The organism is Methylomonas sp. AM2-LC, assembly GCF_039904985.1.
GTDB lineage: Bacteria > Pseudomonadota > Gammaproteobacteria > Methylococcales > Methylomonadaceae > Methylomonas.
This window is the reverse complement of record NZ_CP157005.1, coordinates 4,919,688-4,936,155: the sequence shown is the minus strand read 5'-3', so window position 1 is coordinate 4,936,155 and position 16,468 is coordinate 4,919,688. Positions and strand designations below refer to the sequence as shown.

Below are 16,468 nucleotides of genomic sequence, written 5' to 3'. Positions count from 1 at the left end.
ATTAGCCTAACGCGCTGCCTTTTCCAGGTAAGAGGTATCCACTAGCTGCTCTAGACTGGGCGAGCTATTCATGAAACCAAGGTCTCTAGAGTAGTCCATTAAACGTTGTATAAACTGGAGATCCGATTCCTGTAATTCTGCAGACCAACCCAGGCGCTTACGTGCTTCAGCGACAATTTGCTCAGGTAAAATGCTTTTACCATCCGCTGATTGCAGTGCTTGAAGTTGGAATGCCTCAGCTATAATGCGATTAGATTCTTCAGGATGCTCATTGAGAAAGGCGATAGCTTTGCGATGCGCACGCAACAGTTTTACAACATCCTCTGGCCGCTCTTTCAATATTTTAGGCAAAGCGGTGATTACATACCACGGATAGTTGGGCATTACCTGGTTTACATCCAGCACTAGCTTGCTTGTACCACGCAATACCGACTGACTAACGAAAGGTTCCCAGGTAAACGCAGCATCCACGATGTTGCGCTCTAGCGCGGCATCCATGTTACCTGGCGGCATATCAATAATTGACAAATCCTGCTCTGGATCAAGCTGCGCATGTTCTTTCAACACAAAACCGCGCAAAAGAACATCCATACCACTGCCTTTTTTAACACCTGCTAGCTTCTTGCCTTTAAGATCGGTAACCTTATTTATTAGACCATTCGCATTGGCAATCACTGCTGCTTGACCATAATTAACTTTGGCTAAAATACGGCTTTCCAATCCACGCGAGTACCACTGATAAACAGGAGGCGTACCGACATAGGCGATATCGAGTTCGCCAGCAGCAACTGCTTGTTGAATGATCGGTCCATCGCCGAGCGCCTTGATATCGACATTCAGACCTTCCTGTTTATAGAAGCCTTGTTTATCGGCAATCAAGGCGGGTGCGTTCGCCATAGCAAAAACATAACCAATACGCAAAGGTTGTTCTGCAGCCTGGCAATGGATACTGGCCAGAGCGGTTAACGACAATGAAATAGTAGCGATACAACGCTTAAGCATGATGTAACTCCGGTTAGTTATAAAAATTATGTCAATCAATCGGCCTGTATGACATCAGATATGCGCCGCATTAGTTCATTTCGGTATTCCAAAAAGTGCGGTAACTGGCGGGTTTCCAGGTTACTACGCGGACGCGGCAGGTCTATTTCGAGCTGGCTATGGATGCCGCTGGGCGCGAGATTTAGAACAATAACGCGGTCAGCCAGAAAAACGGCTTCGTCGATATCGTGAGTGATGAACAACACTGTCTGTCCCAATGCCGACCAAAGTCGCAAAATTTCTTCGTTCATCGCGTTACGGGTGATCGCATCCAATGCGGCGAATGGTTCATCCATCAGCAATAAGCTAGGCTCTAAAACCAGGGTTCGTGCCAAAGAAATACGTTGCTGCATGCCTCCTGACAGCTGATAGGGGAGTTTTTCGGCAGCATCTTCCAAACCAACTAGTTTCAGATAACAATGCGCCTTATCGCGTTGCTCTCTAACACTCAGCCGTTTTTCCATACGCAAACCGAAACGGACATTTTCTAATGCCGTTAACCACGGAAAGAGTTGCGGCGACTGGAACACATAACCTAGCTCTGGCTGTTCGGGGCTGACCTGCTTATTGTTAATGTGTATTTCGCCATGGATCGGTTTCTGAAAACCAGACAATAAATTAAGTAGTGTGGTTTTACCGCAGCCAGATGGACCAAGTAGAGCAATGAACTCACCCGGATTGGCGTCCAAAGCAAAGTTTTTGAAAACAGCATGTCCATTTGGATAGCTAAAGTCGATGCAATTGGCCACTAGCCGTGCTGCGGGGCGCTGGAGTTTTAATTGTTGAGGCATCACAGATATTATCAAAACGGCCAAAATATTGAGTTGTTTTAATAATACAAGTTAATACAAGTATATCAAAACAACATATTCAGATAAGTTTATCGAACATTGGCATAGGCGCAGTGAAATCTGTACCCGCTTTGCTGTGTTAAAATTTGCTAAGCCTTATCATTTATGTAGAAAAATCATCCATGTCTCTGGTTCGCGAAAGCATCACCTCTCTTTATGAACAGATAGCTAGTCGATTGCGGGAAGAAATCAGATTAGGTTATTACGATTCATCCGGTAAATTACCCTCAGAAACCGAATTGGGAATTCGTTATGCAGTTAGCAGGGTAACTGTGCGACTCGCGTTATCCAAACTAACCGAGGAAGGTGTTGTTGAACGAAAACAGGGCAAGGGCACTTACATAGCCGGAAAACAGATTAGGCACGGACTAGATACCTTTCGAAGCTTCCATGAGGCTCTTAAATTGCAGGGTTTGCAACCAACTATGCAGTTTATTGACGGCAAATTACTAAGCTTGCCGAAAGCATTGCATGATGTATTTGTTGGAGCGGAGAACTGCTTTGTACTACAAAGACTACATTTAGTGGATAACGAACCAGTGGCATTAGGTCATAGCTATCTGCCCGCTGAATTAGAAATAGTCGACTGGAAAGCAGAAGAGCAACGCCCTGCGTATGCAGTCCTGGAATCGATTACAGGACTCAGAGTTGCTCGTGCAAACTTAGGAATTCGTGCCCAACAAGCCAACAAGGTATTGGCCGAGACATTGGGGGTTAAACGAGGTGCAGCGCTGTTAGTATTGGAACGAAGCTCTTACTTTTCCACAGGAGCATGCTGTGATCGCTCGACTTTCTATATTCGGCCTGAGCGCTATACGTTTGTGTTGAGTGGCATATTTGGAAAAGATGCATAACTGAACTGTTATGTAAGGCAGAAATGGATCGATCTGTTTAGCTTAGTCAATATAAAAATCTTGTTCTGTTGTACTGTCATAAAACTTTAATGTCGAGGGTATAGGTTGTACATGCTGAACGATAAACAGTTTTAGCTTTAACCCCTGTGTAGACCAAATCTAACAGATGACTGATATTTTTTAAACAAATATGCAGAAAAACATAAGGCTTTGTTTTTAATTGAGTTTGTTATCTAACGGTTTTCCATAAAAAACAATCCAAAGAGATAATATTTATGTTTGATAACGCAGAACAAGCACTGAGCATTCGTATCGCACGATCTGTAGATGCAATCCAACGTTCCTTCTTAGACAATCTATTTTATGTGGTTGGCAGAACCCTTGAGGATGCCTCACCTGTAGATCATTATACCGCCTTGGCCTACACTATTCGTGATCGGCTATTGGCTAGATTTGTCTCGTCAACCGAGCGTTATCGGCAATCAAATGCTAGAACCGTGGCTTACTTATCAGCAGAGTTTTTATTGGGGCCCCATTTAGGTAACAACATTCTTAATTTGGATGCCTGGGGAAATACCATGGATCATACTCGAGAGGCACTGCTAAATCTTGGGTTGGATTTGGATATCATCTTAGAATCCGAATTGGAACCAGGTTTGGGTAATGGTGGGCTAGGACGTTTAGCTGCTTGCTACATGGATTCACTAGCGACTCTTGAGATTCCTGCTATAGGTTATGGTATCCGTTACGAATATGGCATCTTCGATCAGGAAATTCGTGATGGCTGGCAAATTGAAATTGCAGATGCTTGGCTACGTAATGGCAATCCCTGGGAACTCCCAAATCGACAAATCCGCTATCCTGTCAAAATGGATGGCTATCTCGAATCCAACACCGATGAGACAAATCAATCACAAGTTCGCTGGAATCCTTCAACTTGTATTTATGGTCTAGCTTACGATACGCCTATTCTGGGTTATGGTGTTTCCAATGCAAACCTGCTTAGACTCTGGAAATCCGAAGCGCGAGAGCCTTTCGATCTGCTTGCATTTAGCCAGGGCGACTACCAGCGGGCAGTTAGCGACAATGTCGTCGCTGAAAATATTAGCAAAGTACTCTATCCTAACGATGAACCAGAGATCGGCAAAGAGCTTCGTCTTAGGCAGCAATATTTTTTCGTTTCCTGTTCATTGCAAGACATGATTCAGATGACTTTGCGCGAACAAGGGAAAATTACCGACTTTGCAAATAAATTTGTTGCACAACTTAACGATACTCATCCTGCTATTGCCATACCAGAGCTAATGCGGCTATTGGTGGACGAACACCAAGTCGATTGGGAGTCAGCCTGGAGCTTAACTAGACGCACATTTGCTTATACAAATCATACTTTACTGCCCGAAGCTTTAGAAACTTGGTCATTACCGTTATTTCAACGCATTTTGCCTAGGCACCTAGATATTATTTACAACATCAATGCACGATTTATGGATGAAATGCGTTGGCATTTCCAGGATGACAATGAACGTCTGAGCCGTATTTCTCTAATTGATGAAACAGGTGAAAAACGCGTTCGCATGGCTAATCTGGCTTGTGTTGGCAGTTTTGCAATCAACGGTGTTGCTGCATTACACACAGACCTGTTGAAAAAAACAGTGCTTCAGGACTTTTATAAAGTATGGCCAGAAAAGTTCAACAACAAAACCAATGGTGTTACCCCGCGTCGCTTTATTGCCTTGGCCAACCCCTCTCTCACGCATTTAATTAATTCAAGCATAGGTCCTGGCTGGCTGCGGGATCTGGAGCAATTACGCAACTTGGAGCCTCACTCTGACGATGCCAGCTTTCGCTTGAGCTGGCGAAAAGTCAAACGAGCAGCCAAAGCCAATCTATCAGATTATATTTTACAAATTACCGGAATTGCAGTCGATCCCGATAGTCTTTTTGATGTACAAGCAAAACGCATCCACGAATACAAGCGTCAACACCTTAACGTGCTGCAGATTATTAATCTCTATAATCAGCTCAAGCAAAATCCACACATGGAAATGGCTCCGCGTACATTTATCTTTAGCGGTAAAGCTGCGCCAAGCTATCATATGGCCAAGTTGATCATTAAATTAATCAATTCAGTCGCGGAAGTGATTAATCGAGATCCACAGATAAATGAGCGACTTAAAGTAGTATTTGTGCCAAATATGAATGTTAAATTGGGACAGCGACTATATCCTGCTGCGGATCTGTCTGAGCAAATATCAACTGCAGGCATGGAAGCCTCTGGCACTGGTAATATGAAGTTTGCCATGAATGGCGCACTCACTATTGGCACACTCGACGGAGCTAATGTGGAGATTAGAGAAGCTGTTGGCGCTGAAAACTTTTTTCTGTTTGGTCTCAGTGTTGATCAAGTGCAGGCTTTACTAGCAAATGGTTACCGAAGTAGAGATCTTATCGAACAGACACCCTCTCTTCGTGAAGCACTTTATCTATTGTCGTCGGGTCTGTTTTCGCATGGCGATAAGGATTTGTTTGCCCCATTTCTGAATAATATCTGGAATCACGATCCCTACTTAATCTGTGCTGATTTTGTCAGCTATGCTTCCTGTCAGCAAAATGTTAATTTGAAGTTTACCGACTGTGAAGACTGGAGTCGCATGTCTATCCTTAATGTAGCAAGGATGGGAAAATTTTCTTCAGATCGGGCTATCAGAGAATATTGCGAAGACATTTGGAAAACAGCTCCTATCAGCATGAGCCAAAAATCCCATCGTGTTTAGTTTTTATCAAAACTGATCATTAGTTGCCCAATCTAAACAACCATCTGGACTAAACAAACTTACCCAGTGCCATCATGACTGGTTAACTAATCTACTCTATTCGCTTGTATCGTAAACGCCAATACCAGTTCTTCACCCCTAATCAGTGTTAAAGGCGTCGGCAAACCGTCATCAGTGGGTTGGTTTCCAATAACCGGTTCTATGCAAATATACTCATGTTTTTTATCACTCCATACACCAAATACAATACAGAGATTTTCAGAGATTGGTGAAATATCGCAATTTACGGTTACGGTATAAAGAGCTGTTGTGAGTTTGGCTGCTTCCGATAAAGAGGTGGCGCTATAACTTTGCATGCTATCATGAGGCAATGTTGCTACATCTATCCGCTGTGTACCAATATCAATAAAACTATTTTCCGTAATCGAAAAATAGGGATGAAATCCTGGACGAACCAATGCCACCTCTGATTTAGCACGAATGGTTGTAGTTACTTTAAGTATTTTGCTATTTAGTTCTTCAATTTCTTCCCAATCGGTAATAACATCAACACTTCCCCAGTTATTTTCTGCAGACGCTGAAAGGCTTTTTTGGTGTGGCAGCTTATTATCGCAAGCAGTTATCCTATATTCACCGTGTTTAATACTAAAGGGTGGAGTTAACGCCTCAAAATTGGGTATACAAAGATAGACACCGCCACGTGAGCCACCATCTTCTTTGCCATGCAGTGGCTCGACGATATTAATATCATCTAATTGCCAATTTATTAGGGTACCTGTATCGTTGAATTTCATATTAGGAAGTTAGTCGTCTTAATCGGATAAAGTAATCGAGAACACCACACAGGCGATCAACGATTTTTAAATATTTTTTTCATTTATTCCTTAGCCAAAATATTAGGGTTAAATTTTACAATATTACCCTAGGTAGACAGCTCTTCATACTATTATCGCTGTAAAAAAGGATTTTTATCTAATATTTATGAGGCCGTCATTTCAACGAAATTGATATTTAATTCCTTGGTTATTCGTAAACCACCCAGTCTATCCGCAGGGATGAGTGCTATTTTTTGTTCTTAACAAGAACGGATTCCAAATCAAAAATACAGTTTTAACGGCCCTGTAACCTCTCCGAGCGAAATCTGTAACAAATTTCAGCTATTTTAACTGTGCCTTACGTCACATTTTATTAAGGCTTACTACGCACGATCTGTTTTGCGATTGAAAATCCGGCCTTGACTTTGGGGAATAAACCAATAGGCGGCACTGCACTGAATAGAGACTGGTTTCTGTTGCCTTACCGCTAGCCCCTCATGCTCTCGCACGTTTTTGTGATACAAAACAAGTGCGCATTTTTTCGATATTAGAATTAAAAAACGGAGATTTGCAATGCAACAGTTTCAAAGACCACGTGCTTCAATGAAGCGAACCGTTATAGGCTTCTCATTGCTACTGCTCTCGGGTGTGACACAAGCGTCCATCATTAGCGGTAACATTAATACCCTTTTAAGTTCTAGCAACCAATCGACCGATGGCTTGAGTTATTTCAATGCACCTACCAGCGCGCCTTTCTCGTTGGTGACAATTGGCGAATACGACTTAAACCTAACCAGCAATCAAATGATTAGCGCTGGTACATTTAGCGGAAACTTTGGTAGTAATATAATTGGTAGCAGCACTGCGCCGGTAAATCTGTTTATCGATGGTATTGCCGTTGCCACTTGCGATGCAACTTGCGCAGCCAATTCCGCATCAAACGATGTTTCTTGGTCGTATACATTAAGCACGACTGATCTGACCGCATTAGCCAGCAATACAGATTGGACGCAAGGTAAAGTTATTCTCACTGCATTGCAAACCGATGTTTCACAAATTGCTTTGGATCCAACATCTTTTACGCTGACTAGGGCTGTTCCAGTTCCTGGTGCAGCTCTGTTATTTAGCTCTGCACTGGCTTTCTTTCTGAGCTTTAGCAGCCGCAAGAACACACTTACCCGTGCCTAATTCCTTTTTGGAGATACTTTGCATGAACAAATATAGTTCTATTCTCAAAGCCGCAATCGCTTCCGCTGTTTTAAGCATAATCACATCGCATGCTAACGCAGCCTGTAATTTGGGCGGTAACGTTAAACACGTCGTCTATATCCAATTTGATAACGTACATCTGGAACGTGACAGACCCAATATTCCTTCCGATCTGGAACAAATGCCGAATTTATTGAACTTTCTGCAAAATCAAGGGACTTTGCTGGCCAACCACCATACACCATTGATTTCTCATACTGCTAACAACATTATCACCAGTTTGACCGGCATCTATGGTGACAAACACGGCCAACCGATTTCAAACTCTTACGGCTATTTCAAAACCAACGGCTCAATTGGGTTTTCAAGCTCATTTTCTTACTGGACAGACCCGAGTGCAGAACCAAATAGTTCGCCCATCATGGTCGGCCAAAACGGCAAAGTTGCTCCAGCTCCTTGGGTACCTTTTACCCGCGCTGGCTGTGATGTAGGTCAAGTATCGGTTGCCAATACCATTTTGGAAAACACCACTTCGGATATTACCACCGTATTTGGTGCCACATCGCCAGAAGCCATTGAGGCAGCCAGTAATAGTGCATTAGCACAAGCTGACTTTGTAGGTATCGGTGTTCACTGCGGATTCAACAGTGCTTTATGTAACAATACTAATGCAAAAGCCGACAAACTGCGTTCCGAAATGGATGGTTATGCTGGTTATAAAGCGTTGTTTGGTCATAAATATGTTGCTGCAACCATTTCGCCTTCCTCACCGTTACTGAATTTGGACGGTGTTGCTATCAATGATGGTAAGGGTAACAACGGTTTTCCTGGTTTCGACGGTATGAGCGCTTCAAATACTTTGGGCTACGTTGCCAAAATGCTGGAAAGCGGCATTCCTGTGGTTTATTCTTACATTTCCGATGCGCATGACAATCATGTAGCTGGCAGCGCTCCTTGTAACGTGATCAGCTCAACGGCAACCTGTGCTTACGGCACTGGAGAAGCTGGCTATGTTGCGGCTCTAAAAACCAATGACACTGCATTCGGTAAGTTTTTTTCCCGATTGGCAGCAGACGGTATTGATGCAAGCAATACCTTGTTTATCGTAACAACCGATGAGCAGGATCATGTTGCCGAAACTCTTACCCCAAGCCCAGCAGGTTGTGACGGTATAACTACACCTTGCGTGTATAACCACACTCCAAACAGTGCGACAACCCGTAATGTAGCCACTGTAGGCGAAGTCAATGTCAATTTAAGCCGTTTGCTCAACACCGAAAAAGGCAATACCACCCCATTCTCGGTTCACAGTGATTTGGCTCCTACTTTCTATCTTACAAACAATCCTGCACAAAACGCCGCATCCACACGCCAATTGGAACGCGATGTAGCTGACCTAACAACGTATAACCCTTACAAGGGTATTACAGAGAATATGGTTGATTATATTGCTGACCAAGCTGGAATGAGCATGATCCACATGATTACCTCGGATAGTGCTAGAACGCCTAACTTTGTAACTTTCCTGAAAGGTGATTATTTCGCGTCTGCCTCAGGTACAGCAGTTTGTACCGAAAGCAACTATACAGATTGCGTCAATATTCAATCTGGATTTGCCTACAACCACGGTGGCTACCAACCAGAGATAACCACTACTTGGCTAGGCTTGGTAGGTCCGGGCGTAAATATTAGCAACGGTGTGCGTGACACTACAACCTGGACCGACCATACCGACATCCGTCCTACACTACTTAACTTGGTAGGTTTGACTGATACATATCAGCACGATGGTCGAGTAATGATAGAAATCCTGAATGATAGTGTTTTACCTTCATCTTTAGCGTCTACAAACCGTAATGCGTTTACTCAGCTTGCGCAAGCCTATAAACAAATCAATGCACCCGTTGGTAGTCTGGGCCTAAAAACTCTAGCGGCATCAACAGTGGCACTAAAAGGCCACGACGCCAGCGATACAACTTATAGCAGTTGTGAAGCAAAAATCAGTACTTGGGTACAAACCCGTAACAATCTGGCTTCTCAGATGATTTCCGCATTGGAAAACGCAGAATTCTTCGGAATACCTGTCGATTCAACAGTTGCAACTTCATTGGTTAATCAAGCCAACAATTTGATAGCGAACGCTAACTGTCCTTAATTCCGTCCATTTGGTCGGCAATCGCGGGCGGCAACATCAATTAATTGGGTTGCTGCCCGTTTTTAATCTGCCAAGTAAAGTGATTAAGTTTGCAAGGCTATTTTTCAGCGAAAGTATGCAAACACTATAATCAGAATAGTGTCCATTCCTTATTTGCTTCTGCTGTTATTATTGATGTAAGCTTAGATACATTGATACAAACCATTTTCGTAAGCCTATATCATGCAAACAATCGACCAGCTTCGCTCCGGTCAGCTAGCCGGCATTCAGCGTCTTACTCTATGCTGTGGCTTGAAAAGTTTTCCAGAAGAGATTTTCGATCTAGCAGCTACACTGGAAATTCTCGATCTATCTGGCAACTCTCTTTCAAACCTACCTGAGGACATTGCTAAACTTAGCAAACTGCGCGTCATCTTTTGCTCTAACAACGAGTTTACAGAGTTACCTGAAGTATTGGGTCGCTGTCCAGAATTGAGTATGGTTGGCTTCAAAGCCAACCGCATTTGTAAGGTATCGGCCAAGGCACTACCTAAAAAACTACGCTGGTTAATCCTGACAGATAACGAGATAGAAGAACTGCCTGCCGAAATTGGACACCGTAACCAATTGCAAAAACTGATGCTGGCAGGTAATAAACTTCAGACATTACCAGAGTCATTGGCTAATTGTAAACGTCTTGAATTACTGCGCATCGCAGCAAATCAACTCACCGAATTACCCACCTGGTTATTTTCTCTACCTCGATTATCATGGCTGGCTTATTCTGGAAATCCATTGGGTGCAGCATTGGAAAGCAGAGCCTTAACAGCAACTTCAATCGACGATATTGGTTGGAACACTCTAGAACTTGAAAATATATTAGGTGAAGGAGCGTCTGGCACCATTTATCGTGCAAACTATCGTTATTACCACCAAGATCATTACCCCGTTGCAGTTAAGTTATTTAAAGGTGCGGTGACTAGCGATGGCCTGCCCTATTGTGAAATGGCTGCCTCTATTAGTGCTGGAAAACATCCGAATCTAATTAATGTTATTGGAAAAGTGAGCGACCACCCCTCAGGAACCAGCGGTTTGGTGATGGAATTGATCGAATCAGAATTTAAAAATTTGGCTGGACCGCCTAGTTTAGATTCTTGTACTAGAGATATTTACCCCTTGGATACCTGCTTTGATTTACCGACGCTACTACTGATAGCACGAAACATTTCTTCAGTCGCGCGGCACTTGCATAACCTAGGCATCATGCATGGGGATCTCTACGGCCATAATATTCTGCACTGCGATCAGGGCAGGGCGCTGATTGGCGATTTTGGCGCAGCCTCATTTTACACCACAGACTCTAGTGGTATAGCCAATGGGCTCCAGCGGATGGAAGTAAGAGCTTTTGGCTGCCTGTTGGAGGAGCTAATGGATCGGTGCAGTTTCCACCCTGAAGATTACGATGTGTTTTCCTTGCTAAACGAATTGAAAACAGCTTGCTTATGCGAAGAAAGTGAACAACGACCCTTCTTTGCTGCTATCGATAGTCTTTTAAGCGATGTTCTAAGACGTGTAAATTCAAGGGAAATGCATGAACGATTAGAGATCGTAGAGACCAAATTAATTCCCATGCAAGACTAAACTTGATGCACTAGCAAAAGTCAAAGCTTGACCCTACGTTTCAGGCTAACCGCCACGGGCAAACTAGCCTGCTAATATCTTCAGAGTCTCAATCGCAGGCTGCTTCAAAATAAACAGTTGTTCAACAGAATGTGTTTATACGCCAACATGTTTCGACCAGCTTTGCTTGGCACCCTCCGTCATTCAACAAAGCAAAATTGGCTTGATAATTGCCTAATATCAAAATTGTGCATCATCGTTTTTTTTTATGCGTTGAATATTGAGTTGCGCATTAACTTATCTTGACTAGATTTACTGGCAATTATTTTCAGGTATTTGTCAGATTAAAACCTCTAATTATATTAAAAGGAATATTATGAATATAAAAACAGCTTTGGTCGGTTCGATTTCATTACTGGCTTTAGTCCTATCTGGTAGCGCCTCAGCAGACTTCAGCGGCAATTTTGCAGCCTCTAATTGGGTATTGAATGATAATGCTGGCGGGTCCGTCGATCTTAGCAATGCTCCTCTTTCTATCACGTTGACTAGCGGTAATTCTGGCATACAGGGCGATACCTTGTTAACAACCACCGCTAGTGTAGCCGAAACCGTTTCATTCAACTGGTCTTATGTCACCAATGATTTATGGGGTCAATCAGGTACCGATGCCTTTGGATATATAGTCAACGGTGTGTTTACCCAATTAATCGACCCCAATCAAGATCCGTCTATTCCTGCTCAGTCAGGTATAGCTTCTTTTAATGTCAATGCCGGAGATGTATTTGGTTTTGATGCCAATACCTTTGATGGATTGTATGGATCATCAATCACTGTGGTCTCAAATTTCAGTGCTGTACCGTTGCCTGGGGCATTCTGGTTGTTTGGCTCTGCATTGGTTGGTGTAGGTGCTACGGTGCGTCGCAACAAGTTCCAGTTGACTAGCTGTTAAATACTGCCACAAGTTTTTCCAATCCGGACCACAAATCAAAAATTAATAGGTATCAATCCATGTTCAAACTTAACGCAAACCTGCATGGCGGGCATTCACCCTTTAGGAAAACTCTACTTTCCGCCACTGTCGCTATCGCTACTTTAAGTGTTTCTACCACCCCGCACATCGCTCAGGCTAATACGCCGAGTGTTTCTAAGCCCAATATTCTATATATTGTCGCCGACGATCTAGGTTATTCTGACCTGAGCGCTTTCGGTGGTGAAATTCGTACCCCGAATATTGATAGCTTGGTAAAAACAGGCCGTATACTGACCAATCATCATGTATCGACGGTATGTGCTATTACTCGTTCCATGCTGTATTCAGGTACTGATCATCATCTGGTAGGTGAAGGTACTATGGGCGCGCCCAATGATGAACGTAGAGGTCTACCAGGGTATGAAGGTTATTTAAACAATCATGCCTTAAGTATTGCCGAATTGCTTAGGGACGGGGGATATCATACTTATATTTCCGGCAAATGGCACTTAGGTTCTTTAGTCAATTCATCTGTCAACAAGACGGCAGACCAATGGGGTTTTGAGAAATCTTTTAATTTGTTGGGTGGAGCGGCTGGCAATCATTTCGGTCATGATACTGCTGCGCAGAAAACCTATACAGAAAATGGCAGTTACGTTAGTTTACCCGCCACCGATGCCAATGGTCAGCCTTGGTATGATACCAATGTCTATACTCAAAAATTGATTAGCTATATCGATAGTAATATTACAGACGGCAAACCGTTTGCAGCTTTTGCCACCTATACTTCGCCGCATTGGCCCTTACAAGTTCCGGAACCTTGGCTAAGTCAGTATTCAGGATGGTATAGCGCTGGCTATGATGCTGTACGTAACCGCCGCTTGTTACGGCAAAAGCAGTTAGGATTGGTTCCGAATGATTACACGGTAGCCAGCCAGACTTTGCCAAACGCTCTCACAGCTTCACCTGCTTCATTAAACAATGGTACTTCTAATGCCAGTTATATCAATGCCAATACCGAGTTTAATGGTGCCGCAAATGTTGACTATGGTCCTGGTAATGTCGATCCAGTTTGGAATAGCCTAACCCCTGCCCAAAAGCAAACTCAGGCCAGATACATGGAAATCTATGCTGGGATGATCTCCAACCTGGATTACAATGTTGGTTTATTGATTCAGCATCTAAAAGATATTGGTCAATACGACAATACCTTTATTGTGTTTCATTCCGATAACGGTGCCGAAGGTTGGCCGATTACTGCTGCGCAAGACACCATAAATTACAATAATTATCAGTATTTAGGAAAAGACCAGGCTCTAAATCCTGTAGGTTCAGGTAATACCAATATCCATTATGGCTTACGTTGGGCAGAGGTTAGTGCCACGCCGTTCAGATTAACCAAAGGTTATACTGCGGAAGGCGGCACTTCTTCACCCACTATCGCGCATTTGCCAGGCCAAACCACACAAGCGCCTACTTTGCGGGACTTCATTCATATTAGAGATGCTGCGCCCACTTTGTTGGAAGTGGCCGGAATACCACAACCAAGTACCCCATCCACCAATGTGGGTGTGAATAATCTACCCTTGGTGGTCTACAATAATCGTGATGTATATCCGATCACGGGTAAATCCTATTTGAGTGAATTAGTAGGCTCCAGCACAGGTCCTCTTCATACCGAACCTGTTGGTGAAGAAACGTATGGACGCGCTTATATTCGTAGCGGACAGTGGAAAGCGTTATGGATAGAACCAGGTTTCGCAGGCCCATTAGATGGTCATTGGCAGTTGTTTAATATTGTCACCGACCGAGCGGAAACCAATGATGTTTCAGCAAGCAATCCGATTGTTGTCAATCAACTTTATCAGGACTGGACCCAGTATCTGCACAATACTGGGGGTGTTGAACCCCTTAGACCTCAGGGCTATTATTAAAGGATAGCTGATGGCAACGGGAGCTAAATCCTGGGGCGATGCGAACTTGGTCCGCGTCGTCCTTGTCTGCGAGATACTGATCGGAGTGCTGTTGTATTCCATTACAGGATCTTCGGCAATCTCTCCGCCATTATTGGGTACCCCGGAACAATGCACGCATTACTCCGGGTTACCGAATGATTGGGGTACTCATCCGCGCGCCGGTATGGTGTATATAAACGGAGGTGTATTTACCTTGGGTACCACTTTGGGTTATCCAGAGGAACGTAACGAGATTAAAACGAGCGTAAAGGGTTTCTGGATAGATCAAACCGAGGTGACAGTGGCTCAATTCTTAGCTTTTGTGAAAGCCACCGGCTATATAACGGAGGCAGAACGGGATGGTGGTGGGGTGGTATTCCATAATCCAGATACTGATGAATTGAATCAACGTTCTTATGCTTGGTGGAAGTTTCGGCAAGGTGCCGATTGGCGGCATCCAGCTGAAAATGACATTTCTCCGGACCCTAATCAGCCGGTAACTCTGGTCACTTTAAATGATGCTTTAGCCTATTCAAAATGGTTGGGTAGAGATTTGCCCACTGAAGCAGAATGGGAATACGCTGCCAAAGCCGGTCTGCATGGCGCAAATTTAGAAAAAGAGCCGAGAGATGCTAAAGGCAAACCGCTTGCCAATTTTTGGCAAGGTAGTTTTCCTACCCTCAATAACCGGGAAGATGGCTACAAAGGGTTGGCACCAGTCGGTTGTTTTTCTGCAAATGAGTTTAAGCTTTACGATATGATCGGCAATGCATGGGAACAAACTAAAGATATTTACACAGAATCTCATCAGTCTCGAACAGAAACTAATTTATCGCAATCTAGGGAGGTACCTAATCAGGCTATGGTTGTTAAAGGAGGCTCACATTTATGCGGTAGAGATTTTTGCGTGCGCTACAGGCCATCGGCGCGAGAAGCTCATGAGGCTAATTTACCGATTTCCCATATAGGCTTTCGTACTGTGCTGAGAGAACCGCCTTCTGACCATTCGCTTTTGGATATTAATGCCTGGTAACCTCAATTTGATTGCAAATTCACTTAAACAAAACAGCAATAACCTAGAGACTATCTCATTCAAATGCACAGTATGCGGCAAATGTTGTAACAGTGCGCCACTTATGACTGTCCCTGAACTTTTTCACCATGAAAATCTGTTTGTAGGGAGTTTGGCTGTTCGCCGGATTAGACGGCATAAAGTCGGAGAAACCCTAGGTGCAGCAAATTTGCAACACTCAATCTCGATTGAGGAGGGCGCTCAATTAGCCAGGTTGGCTGAGCGGCAGTTATATCAGCTCAGTTTAGACCATAATCAACCGGATTATGATCTTTCAATCATGACTCAAGCTATGGATTACGAGTCTATCAATAAATGCCCAGCATTGACTTCAGATTACCATTGCTCTATACAGAATGACCGCAAACCGATAGTGTGCAGTATGGTGCCTTTCGACTCCCTTTACCCAGATAGTTTACAAAATATCGTCCTGATGAATCGGGGATATAGGGAAAATTGTATTTCCAACCAACAACGAGATGATTTAAATATTGTCATCAATAATCGTAAACTGGTTGACTGGCAATATCAGGCTGCGCTAAAGCAGCGCCGTGATGATCTTGCTATGGAAAAACAACTGTGGGGAGCTGGTGTTTTTGCTCAACTGCAAAACGAATTTTTTTACCATCCGGCTATTACAAATAAAATACCCATCGATAATGGCATACTCTGCTTATCAATTATACCCGTGCTGACTATCGTCGCTGGCATTTCTGAAAACTGTCGATTGCGCTGCCTGCAATATATCGACAGCCAGCTCAAATTGATTGACAGTAAAATCAATCAAGCCATCAGCAGAAAATCTGCACAGGATAAACCGATTACATTGGAGTTTCGGGGGTTTAAGGAAAAATATTTAAAATTTCGGTCGATATTATCAGCGCATAAACCGGATGACAACCATTTTAAAGCAGATTTCTATTCAGAAAGCCAAGTCAGTACCCTAGAGACCTATTTAGGAATATCCCCATAGACTTATGGTAACTGCTTGGCATACCATCCACAGTTCTATTGCGTTATTTGCATTTTTGAATTGTTTGGATTCTGCCAATAGCCCTAACAATTATAGCCGCTATATTTGACAAATGCTTTGTATATACTACCTTTGGAATCTCTATCCTTAAAATCCTTGCAATGATTGAAATTTACAAAAATGTTGTAATGTTAGAG

The 16,468-nt window shown here is 43.3% G+C and carries 12 protein-coding genes; 9 read left to right on the top strand and 3 right to left on the bottom strand.

All coding sequences use genetic code 11. From position 1 onward, the window contains the following. Window positions 1-6: 6 nt before the first annotated feature. The gene (locus tag ABH008_RS22180) at window positions 7-1,002 is read right to left on the bottom strand and encodes an ABC transporter substrate-binding protein (RefSeq protein ID WP_347987786.1); all 996 of its coding nucleotides are present in this window, start codon (window positions 1,000-1,002) and stop codon (window positions 7-9) included. Window positions 1,003-1,037: 35 nt separating this feature from the next. Further along, entirely contained in the window at window positions 1,038-1,832 is a 795-nt protein-coding gene (locus tag ABH008_RS22175) for an ABC transporter ATP-binding protein (RefSeq protein WP_347987785.1), read from the bottom strand. A gap of 182 nt (window positions 1,833-2,014) precedes the next feature. Between ABH008_RS22175 and ABH008_RS22170 the strand changes: the two genes are divergently transcribed. Together ABH008_RS22170 and ABH008_RS22165 are read left to right on the top strand one after the other, a co-directional pair. After that, entirely contained in the window at window positions 2,015-2,746 is a 732-nt protein-coding gene (locus ABH008_RS22170) for a GntR family transcriptional regulator (protein ID WP_347987784.1), read from the top strand. 275 nt (window positions 2,747-3,021) lie between these two features. Then, complete coding sequence (locus ABH008_RS22165) at window positions 3,022-5,523, top strand: glycogen/starch/alpha-glucan phosphorylase (protein WP_347987783.1); 2,502 nt, start codon at window positions 3,022-3,024, stop codon at window positions 5,521-5,523. An 86-nt stretch (window positions 5,524-5,609) separates the two neighbouring features. On the opposite strand, the gene ABH008_RS22160 is transcribed toward ABH008_RS22165, so the two are convergent. After that, window positions 5,610-6,317 (bottom strand): hypothetical protein, encoded by a 708-nt coding sequence (locus ABH008_RS22160; RefSeq protein ID WP_347987782.1) that lies wholly within the window; start codon window positions 6,315-6,317, stop codon window positions 5,610-5,612. A gap of 594 nt (window positions 6,318-6,911) precedes the next feature. Between ABH008_RS22160 and ABH008_RS22155 the strand changes: the two genes are divergently transcribed. From ABH008_RS22155 to ABH008_RS22125, 7 genes are all read left to right on the top strand, one after another. After that, the gene (locus ABH008_RS22155; protein WP_347987781.1) at window positions 6,912-7,526 is read left to right on the top strand and encodes a hypothetical protein; all 615 of its coding nucleotides are present in this window, start codon (window positions 6,912-6,914) and stop codon (window positions 7,524-7,526) included. A gap of 22 nt (window positions 7,527-7,548) precedes the next feature. Further along, window positions 7,549-9,702: a hypothetical protein gene (locus ABH008_RS22150; RefSeq protein ID WP_347987780.1), complete on the top strand. Its 2,154-nt coding sequence runs from the start codon at window positions 7,549-7,551 to the stop codon at window positions 9,700-9,702. A gap of 222 nt (window positions 9,703-9,924) precedes the next feature. Beyond that, the gene (locus ABH008_RS22145) at window positions 9,925-11,322 is read left to right on the top strand and encodes a leucine-rich repeat-containing protein kinase family protein (protein WP_347987779.1); all 1,398 of its coding nucleotides are present in this window, start codon (window positions 9,925-9,927) and stop codon (window positions 11,320-11,322) included. A 355-nt stretch (window positions 11,323-11,677) separates the two neighbouring features. Beyond that, entirely contained in the window at window positions 11,678-12,250 is a 573-nt protein-coding gene (locus ABH008_RS22140; RefSeq protein WP_347987778.1) for a hypothetical protein, read from the top strand. 59 nt (window positions 12,251-12,309) lie between these two features. Further along, on the top strand, window positions 12,310-14,205 hold the full coding sequence (locus ABH008_RS22135; protein WP_347987777.1) for an arylsulfatase: 1,896 nt from the start codon (window positions 12,310-12,312) through the stop codon (window positions 14,203-14,205). Window positions 14,206-14,215: 10 nt separating this feature from the next. Next, window positions 14,216-15,259 carry a formylglycine-generating enzyme family protein gene (locus ABH008_RS22130; RefSeq protein ID WP_347987776.1) on the top strand — a complete coding sequence of 348 codons (1,044 nt, stop codon included), beginning with the start codon at window positions 14,216-14,218 and terminating at the stop codon, window positions 15,257-15,259. 103 nt (window positions 15,260-15,362) lie between these two features. Continuing rightward, entirely contained in the window at window positions 15,363-16,271 is a 909-nt protein-coding gene (locus ABH008_RS22125; RefSeq protein WP_347987775.1) for a hypothetical protein, read from the top strand. Window positions 16,272-16,468: the final 197 nt, after the last annotated feature.